The organism is Microcoleus sp. N9_A1 (genome assembly GCF_036701795.1).
Taxonomy (GTDB): Bacteria; Cyanobacteriota; Cyanobacteriia; order Cyanobacteriales; family Microcoleaceae; genus Microcoleus.
In genome coordinates, this window is sequence record NZ_JAUBRI010000020.1 from 1 (window position 1) to 18,534 (window position 18,534).

Sequence of the window (18,534 nt, forward strand, 5' to 3'; positions counted from 1 at the left end):
CTTCGCTTACGCTGTGCTTATCTTAACGGGGAATTTTCCTTAAGTATTTCTGCTTAGTTCTCAACTGGGATGCTCCCCTAGACAACTCAAACAAAAACTAAAGTTAATTAAAGCCGTCCTAAAAGGACGGGGCTTTAGACCCAGTTTTTCGGTAAGACTACATCAAAATCAAACAGGAACATTTCTGATGGTACAACCCAGCAAACCCACCTCCGACACTCTCCAAAATTATCAAGGAATTGGAGTCCCAGATGAAAGTCTGGCACTGATTTTGCAGCGCGGTGGCGATGAATTGCTGCTGTCAAAAGTTCCCAACCGCTTTACAGTCCGCCCCTCATCAACAGCATCAGCCTCAAACGATTGGGCTGCAACAACTGGGGCAAAACTCAACCGCCGCATCGGCCAAAGCAATCTCGAAGAATATCTCGTTTCACCCTCTAGTCTAGAAGCAGCAATGCAAGCAGCCCGCGCCAGCGATGCCGTAGCTTTTGCCAGCCACGTCTATTGCCCCGCGAACAATCCGAGTACATTCTTTTATATAACCGACCAAATTACCATTCAATTTGGCGAACAAGTAGACGAACAATCGCGAAAGGCGATCGCCAATGCAGCAGCTTTAAAAATAGTCCGGCCAGTAGAAGGAATTCCCAACACCTTCGTCGGCGAAGTCACCAAACAAGCAACAGAAAACCCGATCAAAATTGCCAACCGCCTGACAAGATATGCAGAAGTTCTGGTAGCGGAACCCAACATTTTAGTAGAGACGCAGCAGCATTACACGCCCCGCGATCCGCTTTATCCCAAACAGTGGTATCTCAATAACAAAGGCGGCAACCAACTTGTCGGCGGTGCTCAAATTTATGCCGAACCAGCTTGGGATATGACTCGCGGAGTTCGATCGATCGTAATTGCGATCGCCGACGATGCAGTTGACATCACCCACCCAGATTTTCAAGGCCAAGGCAAAATCGTCTCACCCATCGATTTCAAAGACGGCGACACTTCCCCGATGCCCGTAGCCGACTCAGACAACCACGGCACAAGTTGTGCCGGCGTCGCCGTTGCTGAAGAAAACGGCAAAGGCATTGTCGGCGTCGCCCCCGGCTGCGCCCTGATGCCCATCCGTACCACGGGTTTTCTCGATGACGATTCTGTCGAAAAAATATTTAATTGGGCGATCGCAAAAGGGGCCGCCGTCATTTCTTGCAGTTGGGGGCCTGCGGCAGTTTACTATCCCCTTTCCCTGCGGCAGAGTGCAGTCATCACCAAAGCAGCAACCCAAGGGCGGGGCGGCAGAGGCTGCGTTATTCTGTTCGCTGCGGGGAATGCCAACCGCCCAGTCAACGGTACTGTTAACGAGAAGGGCTGGCCCAACAACATCCTGGAGGGTCAAACTAGATGGCTGGCAGGATTTGCCGTTCACCCAGACGTAATTGCCGTCAGCGCTTCCACTTCTCTCAACAAAAAAGCAGCTTACAGCAATTGGGGCACCAGCATCTCGGTTTGCGCCCCCAGCAACAACGCGCCGCCGGGGACTTGGCTGCCAGAAACCGGATTTATCGTCACGCCGCCGGAGGTGACGCAGTATTTGCCCGGTTTGGGGGTGTTTACAGCCGATCGAGTGGGCGATCGGGGCTACGACTGGGGGGACTATACTAATACTTTTGGCGGTACTTCCAGCGCCACTCCAGTAGTCGCTGGGGTTGCAGGGTTGATACTTTCGGCTAACCCCCGTTTGACAGCGCGGGAAGTGCGGGGAATTCTCGAACAAACTGCTGAGAAAATTGTCGATCCCGATCCCGATCCCCAGTTGGGCAATCGCATGGGAAATTACGATCCTAACAACGGCCGCAGCGATTGGTTTGGTTACGGGAAAGTGAATGCTTTTAAAGCTGTGCAAGCTGCGGTGAGAAAGGGCGGCGGCAATCCGAATATCGGGGGTGCGGTGTTCAGCGATATTTCTGGACATTGGGCACAGAAGTTTATTGAAGCTTTGGCTGCGGCGAATATAATTAGCGGTTTTCCTGACGGTTCTTTTCGGCCTAATGACAGTTTAAATCGCGCTCAATATGCGGCGCTGTTGGTGAGTGCGTTTAGTCCGATTCCGAGGGCGCCGGCTACAAATTTTATTGATGTTTCTGCTAGTTTTTGGGCGAGAAGTGCGATCGAACGGGCAAATCGGGGCGGCTTTTTGGCGGGGTTTCCGGGGTTGAAGTTCGGCCCGAATCAGAATTTGACTAAGAGTGAGGCGATCGTATCTTTGGTTAACGGTTTGGAACTCAAGGGCGGCAATCCTGATTCTTTGAAAGTTTACATCGATCGCTCTCAGATTCCTAATTATGCTTTAAGTGCGATCGCCACAGCAACAGCTTTGAAGATTGTGGTTAATTATCCTTCCCGCGATTGGCTTTCGCCGCAGCGGGATATTACCCGCGCTGAGATTTCGGTTTTGATTTACCAGACTTTGGTGGCGATTAATCGGGCAAAGGCGATCGATTCTCCTTACATTGTCTAGCCAAGAACAGTAAAACAGGTTCGTAATGAGGACTTCAGTCCGCATAAATTCGAGGACTGAAGCCGCTATAATTCGCGAGTCAAACCACTTTTCGTAAGTGCTGACGAAAAGTCGCTCTTCTGATGATAGCTTTACATATCGAGTTACTTTCCGGGAAATTCAGGGTTTCAGACTGCAAATCAAAAACAGTCGGGACTATTGCAATAAGATGAGTTACATCTGGGGAATATGAGCCAAAACTGCGCGTAGTGAATCAGAGAGATTGGGTAAGCCGATTGTCAAGGTGAATGAATTTTTGTAAAGGTTTGCGTAAATCGCGAACATGACTGTGGAACAGACCTATATAATAACCAAATTACCAGTCAAGCCAAGACTTTTGATCGAAATCATTAATTAATAGACTCTTTTAACTCATTTTGAAAATAGGCAAAACTTTTGCGTTCGGCTACTCAAGATGCCTCTTGTCACTGAACCTACCTTGTAAAAAGGAAAAACTAAAATGCCAAAAAGATCGTTGGAACTCTTCGGCGATGGTCACGTATACGAAATCAAAGACGACCTAGCTATTAAAGTCACGGAGACTAATGGGGAAGTAAAAGCATTAATTGATGCTTTAAGCTTCAGTGTGGCTAAAACATATCATATTCATCCTCCAGACGAACAACCTCCTGATGTGGTAGAACCCAGAGGTTCAAAGCATATCAATCAAGAAGGTTTCAAGCTTCTCACTACCTTTGAAGGATGTGAACTCACTGCTTATGATGATGGCGGTGGAGTTTGGACAATTGGTTACGGACACACGGGCGATGATGTTTATCCAGAACTGACTATTAGCCAAACGCAAGCAGAAGAATTGCTGAGGGAAGATTTAGAAAAGTTTGAATCCTATGTTGAGGATGCCGTTGAAGTTGAGATCGATGACAACCAGTTTTCTGCACTGGTTTGCTTCTGTTTCAACGTGGGCCCAGGAACAGAAGGTTTTGGAGGTTCAACTCTTCTGAAGCTATTGAACAACGGGGATTATCAAGGAGCAGCCAATCAGTTTCCTGTGTGGAATAAAGTCAATGGTGAACCCTGGCCAGGGCTGACACGCAGGCGCTTGGCCGAGCAAGCTCTGTTTTTAGGAATGCCTGAAGTTCGGGTTCTCACACTTACCGAGCCAATAATGGAAGGTGAGGAGGTGCGTCAAGTGCAAGAAGCCCTGATCGCGGCAGGAATAAATGTTTCAGCAGATGGCGTTTTTGGTAAAGACACCGATCGTGCTGTGCGACAGTTTCAACAGCAAAAAGGGCTAACGGCGGATGGTGTTGTCGGCGCCCAAACACGCCAAGAATTGGGACTATAAAATCGATTGTATAACCAATTAGACTTACACGATCAAGTAATTTTCACAAGCTCTGTGGAGGTAAGGTGCGGTGTGCATCCCCGACGGATAGAGTTTATGAATCCAGGACTGACCAAATTCAAATAGATTGGATAAAACCATGACTAACTCAAGCGACATTCTATTTAATCAACCTGTAATTATCGAAGCCTGTGAAGAATTTGTCCAACGGGATATGTTGGAACTTAGAGGCAGTTTCCCGGGATTGCTCCAAGATGCCCCCAAGTCTTCGACTGCGGTGGTCAATGGCTTATCTCAACAGTTGATTTATCAACTGCAACTGATGATGCCAGATGCCTTTGTCAGTTTTGATGACCTTAATGTAGACTTGCTGGATGCAGCTTTTCCCTACGTACAAACCCCGGCAAAAGAGGCACTTCAGAGAGCTATTCAAGATCGAGGTCAAACGATGGAGGTGAACTCTGCCTACCGCACGATCGCCCAGCAAATGTTATTGTATAACGATCGCTTCAACAACTCTAATCCTGTAGCGCCACCAGGCACCAGCAATCACCAAACAGGGCTAGCGATCGACATTGAAGATGCCAGAGGCTGGGAATCTTATTTGATACCATATGGCTGGGAGCCATTACCGGGCGATCCGCCTCACTTCGACTACATAGGCGACGGGACGATCGATCTTCGCAGTAACTCAATACTCGCATTTCAGCAGCTTTGGAATCTGAACAACCCTGATTCACAGATTGGCGAGGATGGCGGCTTTGGCCCCCAAACCGAGGATGCACTTAATCAATCGCCTGCTCAAGGGTTTGCTAAAGCGCCGTGGGATGACAACCCCAGAACCTTGCGCTTGGCGATGCCGAGAATGGAAGGCTCAGATGTGATCAAGCTTCAGGAAGCTTTGAACAAAGCTGGCGTTGTAGTTGGCGCTGACGGTGAATTTGGGCCGGGAACAGATACAGCAGTCAAGGAATTTCAGCAGAAAAAAGGTTTGAAGCCCGACGGAATTGTCGCTCTCAAAACCCGCGAACAAATAGGTTGAAGTGTTAGCGCGCGATCGAGTTCACCAAACCTCTAACAGAACTTCCACCGCCTTCGGTGGAAGTTCCGTTTATAGCTCAGCTTGTGGGTTTGGGCAGGTTTTGCTTCCAATTGTCACAAATTGCAGTAGCGCTATAATTGGCAATCTTTTTGATAATCAACGTAGCGACGAGAGTAGCAATAGCAGGAGCAAGTCCCAGTCCAGAGATGAGAACAGGAGCTAACATCCCAGCAGCTTTAGTGTAATTCTGGCCGATCGCTTCATCGAGGATTTTCTGAGTCTGTGGATCGTTTCCCAGCGGTTTGCACATCAGATCGTAAACTAAGGGGTTTACGCCATCGAACAACCGCTGGCCAGTTTCTAGGAGCCTGAGATCGATCGATGCTCTAGCGCCAACATTCACATCAATCGAATCCAGGGAAGCTGGGTCTATTCCTGTTGTTCCACGTCCAGCCACATCATCCTCTATGGCTTGAGCGCGATCGCCAATTTGTGCTGCTAGCTGATCCTCATCAAGTTCCCACAAACTTTCTACAATAACTTCAATTTCTGCCATGATTACTTATCTCCCGACTATTGTTAACTAGAATATTACTGATTATCCTTTGCCTGCGAAGCTGATGAGTGAAAACCCGTCAATATAGCTTAACCAAGGCAGAGCTACACATCAGAAATCTTAACCATTCTTTAGACAAGTGCGATCGACCCCTCAAACTGCTGCTAAGTATTTCAGTTGACAGTTGACAGTTGACAGTTGACAGTTGATAGCGACCTCTACTTGGAAGGAAGAGGATTCGAGTAATGAATAGTCTTCTTTTAATTTCTCCATACAAGGGAGAGGCTTTAAACCAATTCTTTATGGTAATATTTAAATCGCCAGAAAGTTACTATCAAACCGGAAATCAAGCAAACACAGTTAAGTTTGTTGAAGAACTTAAACAAATCAATCCCACTGGTTATGATAGCTGTACATTCTGTCACACTGTAAAGTTACTTAACGCGAGCAAAGATTTTATTGCCAGTTTGGTATACTAAGACAGCACCGTATAGAAATACAAAGACCTTTACCCGTTTAAGTAAAATAAATCTCCTCAAGCAAACAGAAATAAAAGCTCCAGAAAACCAGAGCAATTTCCGAAGCCATGACTAACAACAACACAGTCAAAACAATTCTGATTCTGGCAGCCAATCCCACGAATACCGCTCCCCTGCGATTGGATCAAGAGATCCGGGAAATTGACGAAGGATTGCGACGAGCAAATAAGCGAGATCAGTATAAATTACAACAAAAATGGGCCGTGCGTTCCCGTGACTTTTACCGAGCGATTTTAGATTATCAACCCAACATAGTCCACTTTTGCGGGCATGGTGCTGGAGCAGATGGAATTGTCCTAGAAGACGATACCGGAAAAATGGCGCTGGTGCAGACAAACGCCCTAGCTAGTATGTTTAAATTGTTTGCCCAGAAAGGTGTAGATTGTGTAATTCTCAATGCTTGTTATTCCGAAGTACAGGCCGAGGCAATTAGCCAATACGTTAATTATGTCATTGGCATGAATCGAGCCGTCGGAGATCGAGCAGCCCTTGCCTTTGCTGTAGGGTTTTATGATGCGATCGCTGCTGGATATGAAGTGGAAGAAGCCTACGAGTTAGGTTGTTCACAGATGATAAGTTTCTTGGAGAATGAAACTCCTGTTCTGAAGAAAAAAAAGTTAACTGCCTCTGCCACTGATGAGATTTCAATTAATTTTGAAGATGAGATTCCTCCTAACCCCTACCAGGGACTATCTGCCTTTGGTGAAGAAGATGCAGACTTCTTTTTTGGTCAAGAAAAATTTGTCAATAATTTAGTGGAAGTCACACATAAACAACCGTTAGTTGGCGTGATTGGCCCTAGTGGCAGTGGTAAATCATCTGTAGTATTTGCAGGAGTAATTCCCAAGTTGCGAAAAGAGAGAAACTGGTTAATTGAAACTTTTCGACCGGGGAAAGAACCCTTTTCTGCCTTGGCATTTGCCTTGGTACGGCAATTAGAACCAGAAGCAGGTGAAACTCAAAAACTGCGGGAATCAGTCGCATTAGGTAGTGATATGCAGCAAGGTAGAATCACTTTACAACAGGTAGCGTCTCGTGTTTTGACAAAGAATCCAGGCAAAAAGTTATTATTAGTTGCAGACCAATTTGAAGAACTTTACACCCTTTGTTTAGAGAAGCAAGAACAAAAACAGTTTATCGACGAGCTACTCACTGCTATTTCTGAAAAAAGCATCACATTAGTTTTAACGTTACGGGCTGATTTTTTTGGTTATGTACTTTCCTATCCTCGATTTAAGGATCTCTTACAGGAATTCACACCGCAATTCTTGAGTTCTATGAAACGAGGGGAATTACAACAAGCGATTGAATTACCTGCTCACAAGTTAGAAGTGCAATTAGAAACACAATTAACTCAACGTATTCTTGATGATGTAGGTCAAGAACCCGGAAATTTACCCTTATTAGAATTTGCCCTGACTCGGTTGTGGGAAAAGCAAGTCAATCGAGAATTAACTCATCAAGCTTATGAAGAAATTGGTGGTGTCAAAAAAGCCATTGCTAATCATGCAGAACAAGTTTATCAACAACTCAGTGAAACAGAGAAAAAGCAGACACAGCGAATTTTTGTACAGTTAGTTCGTCCAGGGGAAGGAACAGAAGACACTCGGCGCGTTGCTACCCGTGCGGAAGTGGGGGAAGAGAACTGGAATTTGGTCAGTTATTTAGCAGGATATCCAGCACGCTTGGTGGTCACGGGACAACAAGAACAGGAAGACACTGTCGAAGTCGTACATGAAGCGCTGATTCGAGAATGGGGAACTTTCCGTGATTGGATCAATGCTAGTCGTCAATTTCGGACTTGGCAAGAACGCTTAAAAGTCCTGTTACAAGATTGGAAAAATAACAACTATGATAATGAGGGATTATTGAGAGGGGCCCCCTTAAGCGTAGCGGAAGACTGGTTAAACAAACATCCAGAACAACTTAGAATAGAGGAGCAAGAGTTTATCCAGAAAAGTATTAATCGAGAAAAACGAAAAGAGATTTTTAAAAAATTTACATTCGGATTGCTAACAATTTCTCTAGTTTTTGTGACAGGATTAGTTTTCAAAAATAGATATAACTTTGAGATTGCAAATTTAAGTACATCTTCCCAATTGCTACTAGAATCTAATAAAGAGTTTGAGGGCTTAATAGAAATTTTAAAAGCTTCAAATAAGTTAAAAACCCCATTTCTATCAACAACCACTAGCCGAAATAGTGTAATCATGAATTTGAGAAAAGCTGTTTATGAGACTCGTGAGTTAAATCGTTTAGAGAAACATCAAGGTGGTGTAACGAGTATCAGCTTTAGCAAAGATGGTCAAATTCTTACATCAGCTTATGATAAACATTTAATCCTATGGAGTCAAGAAGGTCGCTTACTACAAGATTTTGGCGAGGTGCATAAAGACACTATTTGGAAAGCAACTTTTAGTCCAAATGGTAAAATAATAGCTTCGGCAAGTAAAGATAAAACAGTTAAACTTTGGTCACAACAAAATGGTACTTGGGTTCTTAAATCTACCTTAAGGCATAGTCATCCAGTTCGAGTTGTAAAGTTTAGTCCTAACGGAGAAATAATTGCTTCATCAGATGATGATAGTAATATTAAGTTGTGGAGTTCAGATGGTCAACCCTTAACCTCGATAAAGGCTAATCAAGGCTGGCTTTTGAGCATGAGTTTTAAAGATAATCAAACCCTAGCTACTGGTGGTCATGATGGCAGTGTAAAATTTTGGAGAAGTCAAAATGGTACATTTAAGGATGTAGAACTATTAGGTACTCTTAGGGGACATAGTAAAAGAGGAGTCTGGAGTTTAGATTTTAGCCATGACGGAAAGATGTTAGTAACAGGGGGTGGTGATGGTACAATTAAACTCTGGCGTAAACAAGCAGAAAGCAAAAGTAATGACTGGATTAGAGATCTAAAATTTTCTCTCGATCAAAAAACTTTGGGAGAAATTTGTGACAACCAACTTAAAAAAAGTCAAAATGGGATTGAATTTAGTTGCCTCAAAGCTTCCAAAGATTATGTAAGAGGGCTTAGTTTTAGTCCTGATAATCAAATAATTGCAGGCGGGACTTGGGACAAACATATTCTGCTTTGGTATTGGGATCGACCGGGTATGACCTCTGAAACTTTGAACGGGCATGGAAATGGAGTATGGGATGTAAAGTTTAGCTCCGATGGCAAAATTTTTGCCTCTGCCAGTCACGACAATACAGTCAAATTATGGAATACAAAAAAAACTCCACAGGCTTTTGGAGAAGCAGAGAGTCCTATTTTAGATGTTAGCTTTAGCCCTGACGGTCAGAGAATTGCTTCAGCCAGTAAGTGCAAAATTGTTAAACAGTTGAATGTAAATGGTAACAGCATAAACAAAGATTTAGTAGATGTTACGTTGAGTCAATCACCAGACCCAAACTGTTATAATCGTACTGTTCGTAGCCATAGTGAAGAGGTTAATGAAGTAGCTTTCAGTCCTCTTGACGGTAGAATGATCACTGCTAGTGCAGATTGTACCATAAAATTATGGGATGCCGATAGTCACTTACCTCAACCTTTAATAGATGCTTTTATAGAAACTAAAGATAAAAAATGTAGTAGTAAATCTAGTCATAGCAAAGCTGTTCAAGGTGTAGCTTTTAGTCCTGATGGTAAAAACATTGCTTCAGCAAGTTTGGATAAGACTATCAAACTTTGGAATACTCAAGATCGTAGTCTACTAAGAACCTTTAAAAATCAATCTGGAGTAAATAAAGTTAGATTTAGTCCTGATGGAAAAACTTTAGTTTCCGCAAGTGCCGATAATTCGGTTAGACTGTGGAGTACGAATGATGCATCAAATGTAAAAATTCTGCATGGTCATACTAAAAGAGTTACAGACGTAAGTTTCAGTCCCGATGGCAAAATCATTGCTTCTGTTAGTGGGGATCAGACAATCAAGCTTTGGAATAAAGACGGCACACTCCGAAAAACAATTTACGGGCATTCAGCCCAAGTTGAGAGTGTAAGTTTTAGCTCAGATGGTCAAATGATTGCTTCGGCTAGCAGAGATCGTAAGATCAAGATTTGGAATCTTGATGGTATATTAATAAATAGTATTGATATCAATACAGGAGAAATTTATTCTGTTAGTTTCAGTCCTAAAGAGAAATTTCTTGTTGCTGGTGTTCAGGATGGTCAAGTAAGATTATGGGATATAGAACTCAATAGCTTACAAGCAAAAGCTTGCAATCACCTCAAAAATTATTTACAGAATAACCCTAATAGCATTGAATCAGAGAACCACCATCTCTGCGATCGAGTGAAACCTTCTGCAACAGCTTTATTTTTGCATGGTGAACAGTTAACGTTACAGGGCCGTATTGATGATGCAATTGCTAATTTTGAAAAAGCTGTTAAACTGGACTCAAATTTAATTTATTTAGCAAGTGATTGGAATAAGCTCTGTTGGATGGGTAGCCTTAATCAGCAACCACAAAAATTTATAGTTGCTTGTGACAAAGCTGTTCAACTCGAACCTAATAACCGATGGATTCGTAAGAGTCGGGGTGTGGCCAGAGCATTAATAGGTGATTTTAATGGCACTGTCGTAGATTTTGAAGAATCTATTAAATTAATCACTGATGAAAATGAAAAAACAAAGCAAAAAGATTGGATAGAATCTCTAAAAAAGGATAAAAATCCGTTTACTAATGAGGTATTAAAAAACTTTAGCTCAGAATAATCTTGCTAAAAAGTTGATTCAAATCTCAAATATATTTTCCAAACCCCTTACCCAGCAACAACCATGACAAACCAAACCCCCAACTTATACGCCCTCCTCATCGGTATCAATTTCTACTTCCCCCATCGCTTACCAGAAGGTAACTACTACAAAAACTTGCGGGGATGCGTGCGAGATATTAACAACGTCGAAACCTATTTAAAAGACACCTTCAACCTCACACCCGACCAAGTTATTAAACTCACCGCGACTGCTTCCGACAATCCCAACCAACCCCAAGAACCCTCGGAACTCCTACCAACTTATGAAAATATCGTCGCCAAATTCAAAGAACTAACCGCCAAAGCCCAACCTCAAGACAGAGTATATATTCACTACTCCGGTCACGGCGGACGGGCGAAAACAATTTTTGAAAGCCTCAAGGGTTCTATGGGTTTAGATGAAGCCTTAGTTCCCTGCGATATCGGTCAACCAAACTCACGCTATTTGCGCGACTTGGAATTTGCCAAACTCCTGGAAGAAATGGTGGCAAAAGAGTTAGTTGTAACCCTCGTACTCGATAGCTGTCATTCCGGTGGCGCAACCAGAGAAATGAGCGGAGATGACCAAATTCGCGGTGAAGGTTTTATTGATATGACTCTTCGACCTACAGATAGTTTGGTTGCACCGCTTCCGGAATTAGCCCAAAATTGGCAAAATTCAACAGAAAATAGCCGGAATATTACCGTCGTCAATGGTTTGTTACCAGAACCGAAAGGTTATACCTTAATAGCAGCTTGTCGGGATCAGGAATTTGCTTATGAAAAGGTTTTTGAAGGGACGGAACGCAACGGCGCTTTGACGTATTTTTTATTAAAAGCTTTGCGACAACACGGGACAGAAATTGCTGTAGAAGATTTGTTCAATCAAATATCTAATCAAGTTCGCAATGAATTTGGCCGACAAACACCGATGTTGATAGGCGAGACAGAGCGCTTTTTCTTAGGCGGTCAATCTGTCTCCTTCACTCCTGGCGCATCCCTTCTCCGTAGTGTACCTGTTACGCGCACTACCCGCACCGTGCCAGTGATGAAAATAGATATTACAAAAAACCGAGTCCAATTGCAAATGGGTGAAGCTAGCGGCCTTAAAAAAGGAGTAGAATTCGATATTTTTCGATTCAGAACGAGGGATTTTGAGGACAGGGAACAGCGAATTGCTACGGTTAAAGTAGTAGAACTGGGAGCATCCGACTGTTGGGCAGAAGTAACGGGGTTACACAACGAATTTACAACCAGAGAACTCAAACCTAAATTAAGAGAAGGAATAATTGAAATAGGTTCACCTGCTATCTATGTAGGGCCACCGTTGGAACAAATTCGCAAAGTGCGGATTCTTCTGCCTGACCCGTTACCGCAAATTCCTGGTGTAGATGTGTCATCACTTCCTGGTATACTCGAAACTCAAAAACAGGAAGTTGAAAATCATAGCTGGATAGAATTCTGTCCAGAAACCGAAAAAGATGAGAATGTGAATTATTTTGTTTCCGTGAATTCTCAAGGAGAATATTTGATTTTAGATGCTAATAAAGAACTTATCAAAAATGTTCTTTTTCCGATTAAAGTTGAGGCACCTGAAGCTGCTAAAAAGCTAATTAATCGCTTAATCCATATTACCATATATCAAACTCGTTTGGAGTTGGATAATGAAGATGCTTTTTCTCGCTTAAATGGCAAACTTAAGGTTGAATTGGTTAAATCAGTCAAACGGCAACGTGTAGTTTTGAATGTTGATGGTAAAGTTCCTGTATTAGAAAAAGGTGCAGAAGATATCAATTTAGTAATTCACAATGAATCTACTCGAAGTTTAAATATCACTGCCTTGATGTTTGATGATATGGATTTTAGTATAGAACAACTTTATCCCAAAGGTGTGAATTATGAAGTTGTAGAACCCGGACAAGAGAGAACAGAATTACTCGAACTATTATTGCCAGAAAATTATGAGGAAGGGGTAAATGTAATAAAAGTATTTGCAACTGTGGATGCAACGAATTATCACTTGTGGGAATTGCCAGCGTTAGACCAAGATTTACAGGGGCGAAAGGCGGTGGTTGTAACTAAAGCGAGTAATGAATGGACGACGGAAAAGGTGGAATATGTGCTGAGGTGAAAAAAATGTAGTGCGCGCATTTTGCTCGCGGGCTGTTTTTGCCTAGTCGTTTTTGATTGACTTTTGGTTGAGGTAATCAGAACACATCTGTTTATCCTCTGCTGTCACTTTCGGGTTGTTTTTGAGATAATCACTTATTGACTCGCAGCCTAATGCCATCAGTTTATCAAAATCCCAAGTCCATAGTCTGATGGTCTTGTCGGCGCTTGCAGAAGCCAAGGTTTTGCCATCTGGACTAAAGGCGAGACTTCTGACTGCATCGCTATGCCCGGTGAGGGTGGCGATGGGTTTTTGGGTTTGCAGGTTCCACAGTTTGATGGTGTTGTCATGGCTTGCAGAAGCCAATATCTTGCCATCTGGACTCCATGCGATGCTATTGACCCAATCGCTATGGCTACTGAGGGTAGCCATCGCTTTTTGGCTTTGCACGTCCCACAATTTGATGGTTTTGTCCCTGCTAGCAGAAGCCAATGTCTTGCCATCTGGACTAAAGGCGACGCTATTGACCTGATCGCTATGCCCGGTAAGGGTTTTGATGGGTTTTTGAGTTTGCAGGTTCCAGAGTTTGATGGTCTTGTCACCGTCAGCAGAAGCTAAGGTCAAGCCATCTGGACTAAAGGCGACGCTATTGACCGAATAGCTATGCCCCGTGAGGGTTTTGATGTTTTTTTGGGTTTGCAGGTTCCAGAGTTTGATCGTGTTGTCACTGCTAGCAGAAGCTAATGTCTTGCCATCTGGACTCCATGCGACGCTAATGACAAAACTGCTATGCCCAGTGAGGGTGGCAATGGCTTCTTTGGTTTGCAGGTTCCAGAGTTTGATCGTGTTGTCAGCGCTAGCAGAAGCCAAGGTCTTGCCATCGGGATTCCATGCGACGCTATTGACAAAACTGCTATGCCCAGTGAGGGTGGCAATGGCTTCTTTGGTTTGCAAGTTCCACAGTTTGATGGTCTTGTCAGCACTAGCAATAGCCAATGTCTTGCCATCTGGACTAATCGCGACGCTATTGACCGCACTGCTATACCTAGTCAGGGTTTTGATATTTTTTGGGGTTTGCAGGTTCCACAGTTTGATCGTGTTGTCACCGCTTGCAGAAGCCAAGGTTTTGCCATCTGGACTCCATGCGACGCTATTGACAAAACTGCTATGCCCGCTGAGGGTCGTGAGTTCTTTTTCGGTTTGTAGGTTCCACAGTTTGCTCGTGTTGTCAGCGCTAGCAGAAGCCAAGGTCTTGCCATCTGGACTCCATGCGACGCTATTGACAAAACTGCTATGCCCAGTCAGGGTTTTGATGGGTTTCTGAGTTTGCAGGTTCCACAGTTTGATCGTGTTGTCAGCGCTAGCAGAAGCTAATGTCTTGCCATCTGGACTCCATGCGACGCTATTGACTGCACTGCTATGCCCGGTAAGGGTAGCGAGTTCTTTTTGGGTTTGCAGGTTCCACAGTTTGATCGTGTTGTCAGCGCTAGCAGAAGCTAATGTCTTGCCATCTGGACTCCATGCGACGCTATTGACTGCACTGCTATGCCCCGTAAGGGTAGCGAGTTCTTTTTGGGTTTGCAGGTTCCACAGTTTGATCGTGTTGTCAGCGCTAGCAGAAGCTAATGTCTTGCCATCTGGACTCCATGCGACGCTATTGACTGCACTGCTATGCCCCGTAAGGGTAGCGAGTTCTTTTTGGGTTTGCAGGTTCCACAGTTTGATCGTGTTGTCAGCGCTAGCAGAAGCTAATGTCTTGCCATCTGGACTCCATGCGACGCTAATGACCGGGTTGGTATGTCCAGTGAGGGTAGCGATGAGTTTTCCGGTTTGCAAGTTCCACAGTTTGATGGTCTTGTCATCGCTAGCAGAAGCCAATGTCTTGCCATCTGAACTTATGGCGACGCTTTTGACCAAACGGCTATGCCCGGTCAGGGTTTTGATGTTTTTTTGAGTTTGCAGGTTCCACAGTTTGATATTGTTGTCACCGTCAGCAGAAGCTAAGGTCAAGCCATCTGGACTAAAGGCGACGCTAAAGACCGAATTGCTATACCCTTCCAAACTATTGCGCTCTTTTACTTCGGAAACTGCTTGTTGCAGCGCACCCATCACTTGTCCTTTGATGTCTTTTGTAGTCTCAGTTGAAGGATCTAGTTTTTTTAATGTTGTGCTGGCTTTCAATGCTTCCAGCAGTGCTTGAAATGTCTGCCCTGAAATAAATGATTGATTGGAAAAAGCACTTTCCTGGATGGTATTTGCTAAAATATTAGCTTGAGTGACTTGCTTAAACGACAAAAAAGATGCTCCACCTGCCACAACCAAAGCCACTATAGCAAAAACTGAAGTGCCAATTGTAATCTTTCGTGCCTTTTGCTGTGCATTAGTTAGCGTCTGATTCGCTTCACTCAAAATTTGATTAGCTTGTCTCTGAGCTTCTAAATCTCGTTCTATTTCCCGTTTTTGTAATTCCCGACTGGCATTTAAAAACTGATAATCTAAATCGCTCAAGCTTTTGCCGGCCGCCCAAGTTTGAGCATCTTGCAATGCCTGACCCCGCAACAATCGCGATTCATCTTGGCAATCAGAATCTTCCCAAGCGTTAAAATTTTCGCTGTATGGACGGAGATTAGCTAATTGTTTTTCTACCCAATCAGCATTAAAAACAAATTGATAAATTGGGTTGTAAACTTTGAGTTGAGCCGATTTTTTAACTACCAAACCTGTTAAGCGTAATTCCATTTGTTCGGGAGTCTCATCAGCGACTATCTCATTTTGTTGTAAAATTTGCTGATATATCCCCAGCAACCTACTTGCACGTTGTTTGCTGCGTAAAATTCGGTCTCGAATCGTCTTTAAATGCTCTGGCTCATCCTGTCCTTCCCAATTCTCAATCACCTTGTTTTTGATTAAATCCGCGACCAAATCAGGGAGAGTTTCGATTGATTGGAAATTAAGATAATTTTTGAGTAATTTACAAATTCTTTGCGTTAAAAATGGCTGTCCCCCAGTCCAAGATAATATCGCTTTTAACAGCGCTTGAGAATTTTCTGCTTGAGTTTCTAGTCCTACTGCTAAAGGTTGTGCTTCTGCTAATTGAAAACCCGTTAACTCAATGGCACGACCAATATTGAACGGAGTGCGAAGCTGATTGCTTATCAAATCGGAAGGTGTTGCTACCCCAATCAAAGCAAAGGTTAAACGGTTATATTCTGGCTTATCTGCACGCTGGTTAAAACAATCACGAATTACTGCAAAAAAATCATCAATATTAAATGGTAAAGCCAATAAACTGTCAATCTCATCGACAAAAATCACGATAGATTTATCAATAAATTCCAGCAATACCTCTCCGATAAATTTGCTGAAACGTTGGACGGGAGACACCAGATCGTGACTCGTCCACCATTCATAGGAATCGAAATTATTGTAGAGTTCAAAACTATTCACCAGTGAGTCAATGATTCCAAAATACCACTCTTGAGGACTAATATTTGCAGTACCAATTGCTGTAATATCAACGGCAGCACAGGCAAATCCCTCCTGCTGCAATCTAGCCATTGTTTGCACCCGCAAGCTAGATTTCCCCATCTGTCGCGAGTTGAGAACATAACAAAATTCTCCGGCTTTTAATCCGTCATAAAAATCTCGATCGGCTTGTCTCCTAACATAGGTGGGTGCATCTACAGGTAGGCTACCACCTACTTGATATTCGTAATGTAAATCAGGTTTGTCATTCATTAATGAACTCCCAATCGATCTTTAAAATAAAGGCGGTAGAGATTGCACAGAGGAATTACATCATTACCCCGCAGGTTCACCAAACCCAGACTGCGAAGTTTAAACGCTAGATTTGCTTCTAATCGTACCGGATTGGAACTAGCAATTACTTGTTTCATTGCTGCTTCCAAATTAGGATCGGCTGTTAGGTTAAATAAATGGCGACGTAAATGATCGCCATAAATTCCTTCTTCTGTAGGCGAAATCTGTAAAAATTGTTCAAGGTTCAAAGAACCGCGAGCAATTTCATAGAGGGCTTTTCTTAACAGGTAAGGATGTCCGTCCACCATTCCTATGAGTTGTTCAATTTCACGGGCAGACCACTTCAGTTGATGTTTTTGTACTAATTCATTAATTTGTTGATGGTTGAATTCCGGCAACTCAATGGGTAAGCCGACATTAAACGGCGATTGGTTGATGTTGAGGGGAATATAAACTTCTTTGGAATGGGAAATAACTAAACGCAGTTTTTTCCAAGCTTGTTCGTTTTTCCCTTTTTCATGCCACGCCCGCAGCAATCCAAAGAATTCTTGGGCAACTTCGGGATGTTGAAACACTTGATCTACTTCATCTAATCCTAAAGTTAAGGGGGAGGTAATTGTTGTTAACAGGTAGCGCTGAAAATAGTTGCCGCATTTTTGTTTGCTACCCATGCCTTGTTTCCAGTAGTCTGCCACTCGATCTTCTAAGTTTAATTCATTGGTGATGTCGCCGCAAAACCACTGCAACAACTCCTCAAGGTTGGTAAGAAAACTTGCATCAGCCGATTGAAAGTTTAAATACGCTGTTTGATGTCCTTGTTCCCTTGCCTGGTGCAGAATGCGCTGTAATAAAGAGGTTTTTCCCATTTGACGAGGTGCTTTTACTCGGATCAAAGCTCCTGGTTTGAGAATGGTTTGGTAGCAGTCGGATTCGATGGGAGGACGATCGATATATAGCTGACAATCTAAGCTAACAGAACCTTCTGGGTTATCTAAGTTGGAAATTGAAATGGCCCGTGAGGTGATGGATCGGGTATTTTCAACCGCAACAGGTGGATTTTCAACATTCTCGCTCACTGCTGCATCTAAACCCTCTCTCCCTTCCACTGTTGTCTCTACAGGAGAATCAGGCTTTGTCCTCAATACCGGCGTCAGTTCTTCTGGAATGCCGGCCATACTAATACTGGTACAACCCCATTCATAGGCGAATTCGACAGTTCTACCGGCACCCAATGCGTCATAAAATCCTACTGCAAATTCTCTGGCAGCATTATCACCGACGGCTTGGTTCATGCCAATCACATAAGGAATATGGGCAGCGATGGCTTTGGCTTGCACTTCTGAATAACAAGCGTTTAGTACCACACACTCTACTTGATCCTGAAACAGTTTAAAGAGGCCGGCTAATGCTTTTGCATTCACCAGCTTAATTTGTCCTGTGTCATCTTCAAGGGCTAACCCGCCTTCTCCTGCCCCATGTCCGGAAAAATGGACAATTTCTGGATTAAAATCTAAGACTGCTCGTTGCATTTCTCTGGGTGTCACCGCCCACTGTTGCTCAAGTTGAAATTTGTCACGCTTTTTAGAACGTTGCAACCCATCGGCAATTTCTTGAACCTCTTTACCTAAGCGCAGGGGCGTGGAGTTTTTGGGGTTAGCTGCCAAAAACAAGATGGTTTTTTTCTTTCTTGGGGAACTACTCATAAATCCGACTTTGACTAAAGGTGATTCGCTATTACTCCCTTTGGGCCCCAAGAATATCTAGTGAAGAGGACAAGGCTTTGCTGCGGGCTTTTATAGATATTGGCTGGCGATCGCGCCTACAAGATATTATTGTTTTTTCGTGCCGATCTACTTAGTAGATTAAGTTTACCAGCTCTAGGTGGGGAATATGGTGGATCGGGTCAGATAAATTAACCATAATTATTGTAGAG

8 protein-coding genes are annotated in these 18,534 nt (G+C 43.5%); 5 read left to right on the top strand and 3 right to left on the bottom strand.

All coding sequences use genetic code 11. The features are described 5' to 3' along the window. The first annotated feature begins 187 nt into the window (after positions 1-187). From QUA58_RS11880 to QUA58_RS11890, 3 genes are all read left to right on the top strand, one after another. A complete protein-coding gene (locus tag QUA58_RS11880) occupies positions 188-2,515 on the top strand; it encodes a S8 family serine peptidase (protein WP_333394197.1) in 2,328 nt (775 codons plus the stop codon). Positions 2,516-3,014: 499 nt separating this feature from the next. After that, positions 3,015-3,860, top strand: a complete 846-nt coding sequence (locus QUA58_RS11885; protein WP_333250012.1) for a glycoside hydrolase family protein — start codon at positions 3,015-3,017, stop codon at positions 3,858-3,860. A gap of 139 nt (positions 3,861-3,999) precedes the next feature. Next, on the top strand, positions 4,000-4,902 hold the full coding sequence (locus QUA58_RS11890; RefSeq protein WP_333394198.1) for a peptidoglycan-binding protein: 903 nt from the start codon (positions 4,000-4,002) through the stop codon (positions 4,900-4,902). Positions 4,903-4,978: 76 nt separating this feature from the next. Here the strand turns inward: QUA58_RS11890 and QUA58_RS11895 are convergent, their stop codons facing one another. Further along, complete coding sequence (locus QUA58_RS11895) at positions 4,979-5,458, bottom strand: hypothetical protein (protein ID WP_333394201.1); 480 nt, start codon at positions 5,456-5,458, stop codon at positions 4,979-4,981. A 586-nt stretch (positions 5,459-6,044) separates the two neighbouring features. Between QUA58_RS11895 and QUA58_RS11900 the strand changes: the two genes are divergently transcribed. Then, positions 6,045-10,712 (top strand): nSTAND1 domain-containing NTPase, encoded by a 4,668-nt coding sequence (locus QUA58_RS11900; protein ID WP_333394204.1) that lies wholly within the window; start codon positions 6,045-6,047, stop codon positions 10,710-10,712. Positions 10,713-10,775: 63 nt separating this feature from the next. Then, positions 10,776-12,863 carry a caspase family protein gene (locus QUA58_RS11905; protein WP_333394206.1) on the top strand — a complete coding sequence of 696 codons (2,088 nt, stop codon included), beginning with the start codon at positions 10,776-10,778 and terminating at the stop codon, positions 12,861-12,863. 42 nt (positions 12,864-12,905) lie between these two features. On the opposite strand, the gene QUA58_RS11910 is transcribed toward QUA58_RS11905, so the two are convergent. Together QUA58_RS11910 and QUA58_RS11915 are read right to left on the bottom strand one after the other, a co-directional pair. Next, positions 12,906-16,580: a WD40 domain-containing protein gene (locus QUA58_RS11910; protein WP_333394208.1), complete on the bottom strand. Its 3,675-nt coding sequence runs from the start codon at positions 16,578-16,580 to the stop codon at positions 12,906-12,908. Next, on the bottom strand, positions 16,580-18,304 hold the full coding sequence (locus QUA58_RS11915) for an AAA-like domain-containing protein (RefSeq protein ID WP_333394210.1): 1,725 nt from the start codon (positions 18,302-18,304) through the stop codon (positions 16,580-16,582). Before QUA58_RS11915 ends, QUA58_RS11910 begins: the two co-directional genes overlap by 1 nt. Between the last annotated feature and the right edge of the window lie 230 nt (positions 18,305-18,534).

Bases quoted from the DNA above. Each gene is read 5' to 3' on its own strand.
- QUA58_RS11895 (WP_333394201.1), bottom strand. From the start codon at position 5,458: ATGGCAGAAATTGAAGTTATTGTAGAAAGTTTGTGGGAACTTGATGAG.
- QUA58_RS11910 (WP_333394208.1), bottom strand. From the start codon at position 16,580: ATGAATGACAAACCTGATTTACATTACGAATATCAAGTAGGTGGTAGC.
- QUA58_RS11890 (WP_333394198.1), top strand. From the start codon at position 4,000: ATGACTAACTCAAGCGACATTCTATTTAATCAACCTGTAATTATCGAA.
- QUA58_RS11915 (WP_333394210.1), bottom strand. From the start codon at position 18,304: ATGAGTAGTTCCCCAAGAAAGAAAAAAACCATCTTGTTTTTGGCAGCT.
- QUA58_RS11905 (WP_333394206.1), top strand. From the start codon at position 10,776: ATGACAAACCAAACCCCCAACTTATACGCCCTCCTCATCGGTATCAAT.
- QUA58_RS11880 (WP_333394197.1), top strand. From the start codon at position 188: ATGGTACAACCCAGCAAACCCACCTCCGACACTCTCCAAAATTATCAA.
- QUA58_RS11885 (WP_333250012.1), top strand. From the start codon at position 3,015: ATGCCAAAAAGATCGTTGGAACTCTTCGGCGATGGTCACGTATACGAA.
- QUA58_RS11900 (WP_333394204.1), top strand. From the start codon at position 6,045: ATGACTAACAACAACACAGTCAAAACAATTCTGATTCTGGCAGCCAAT.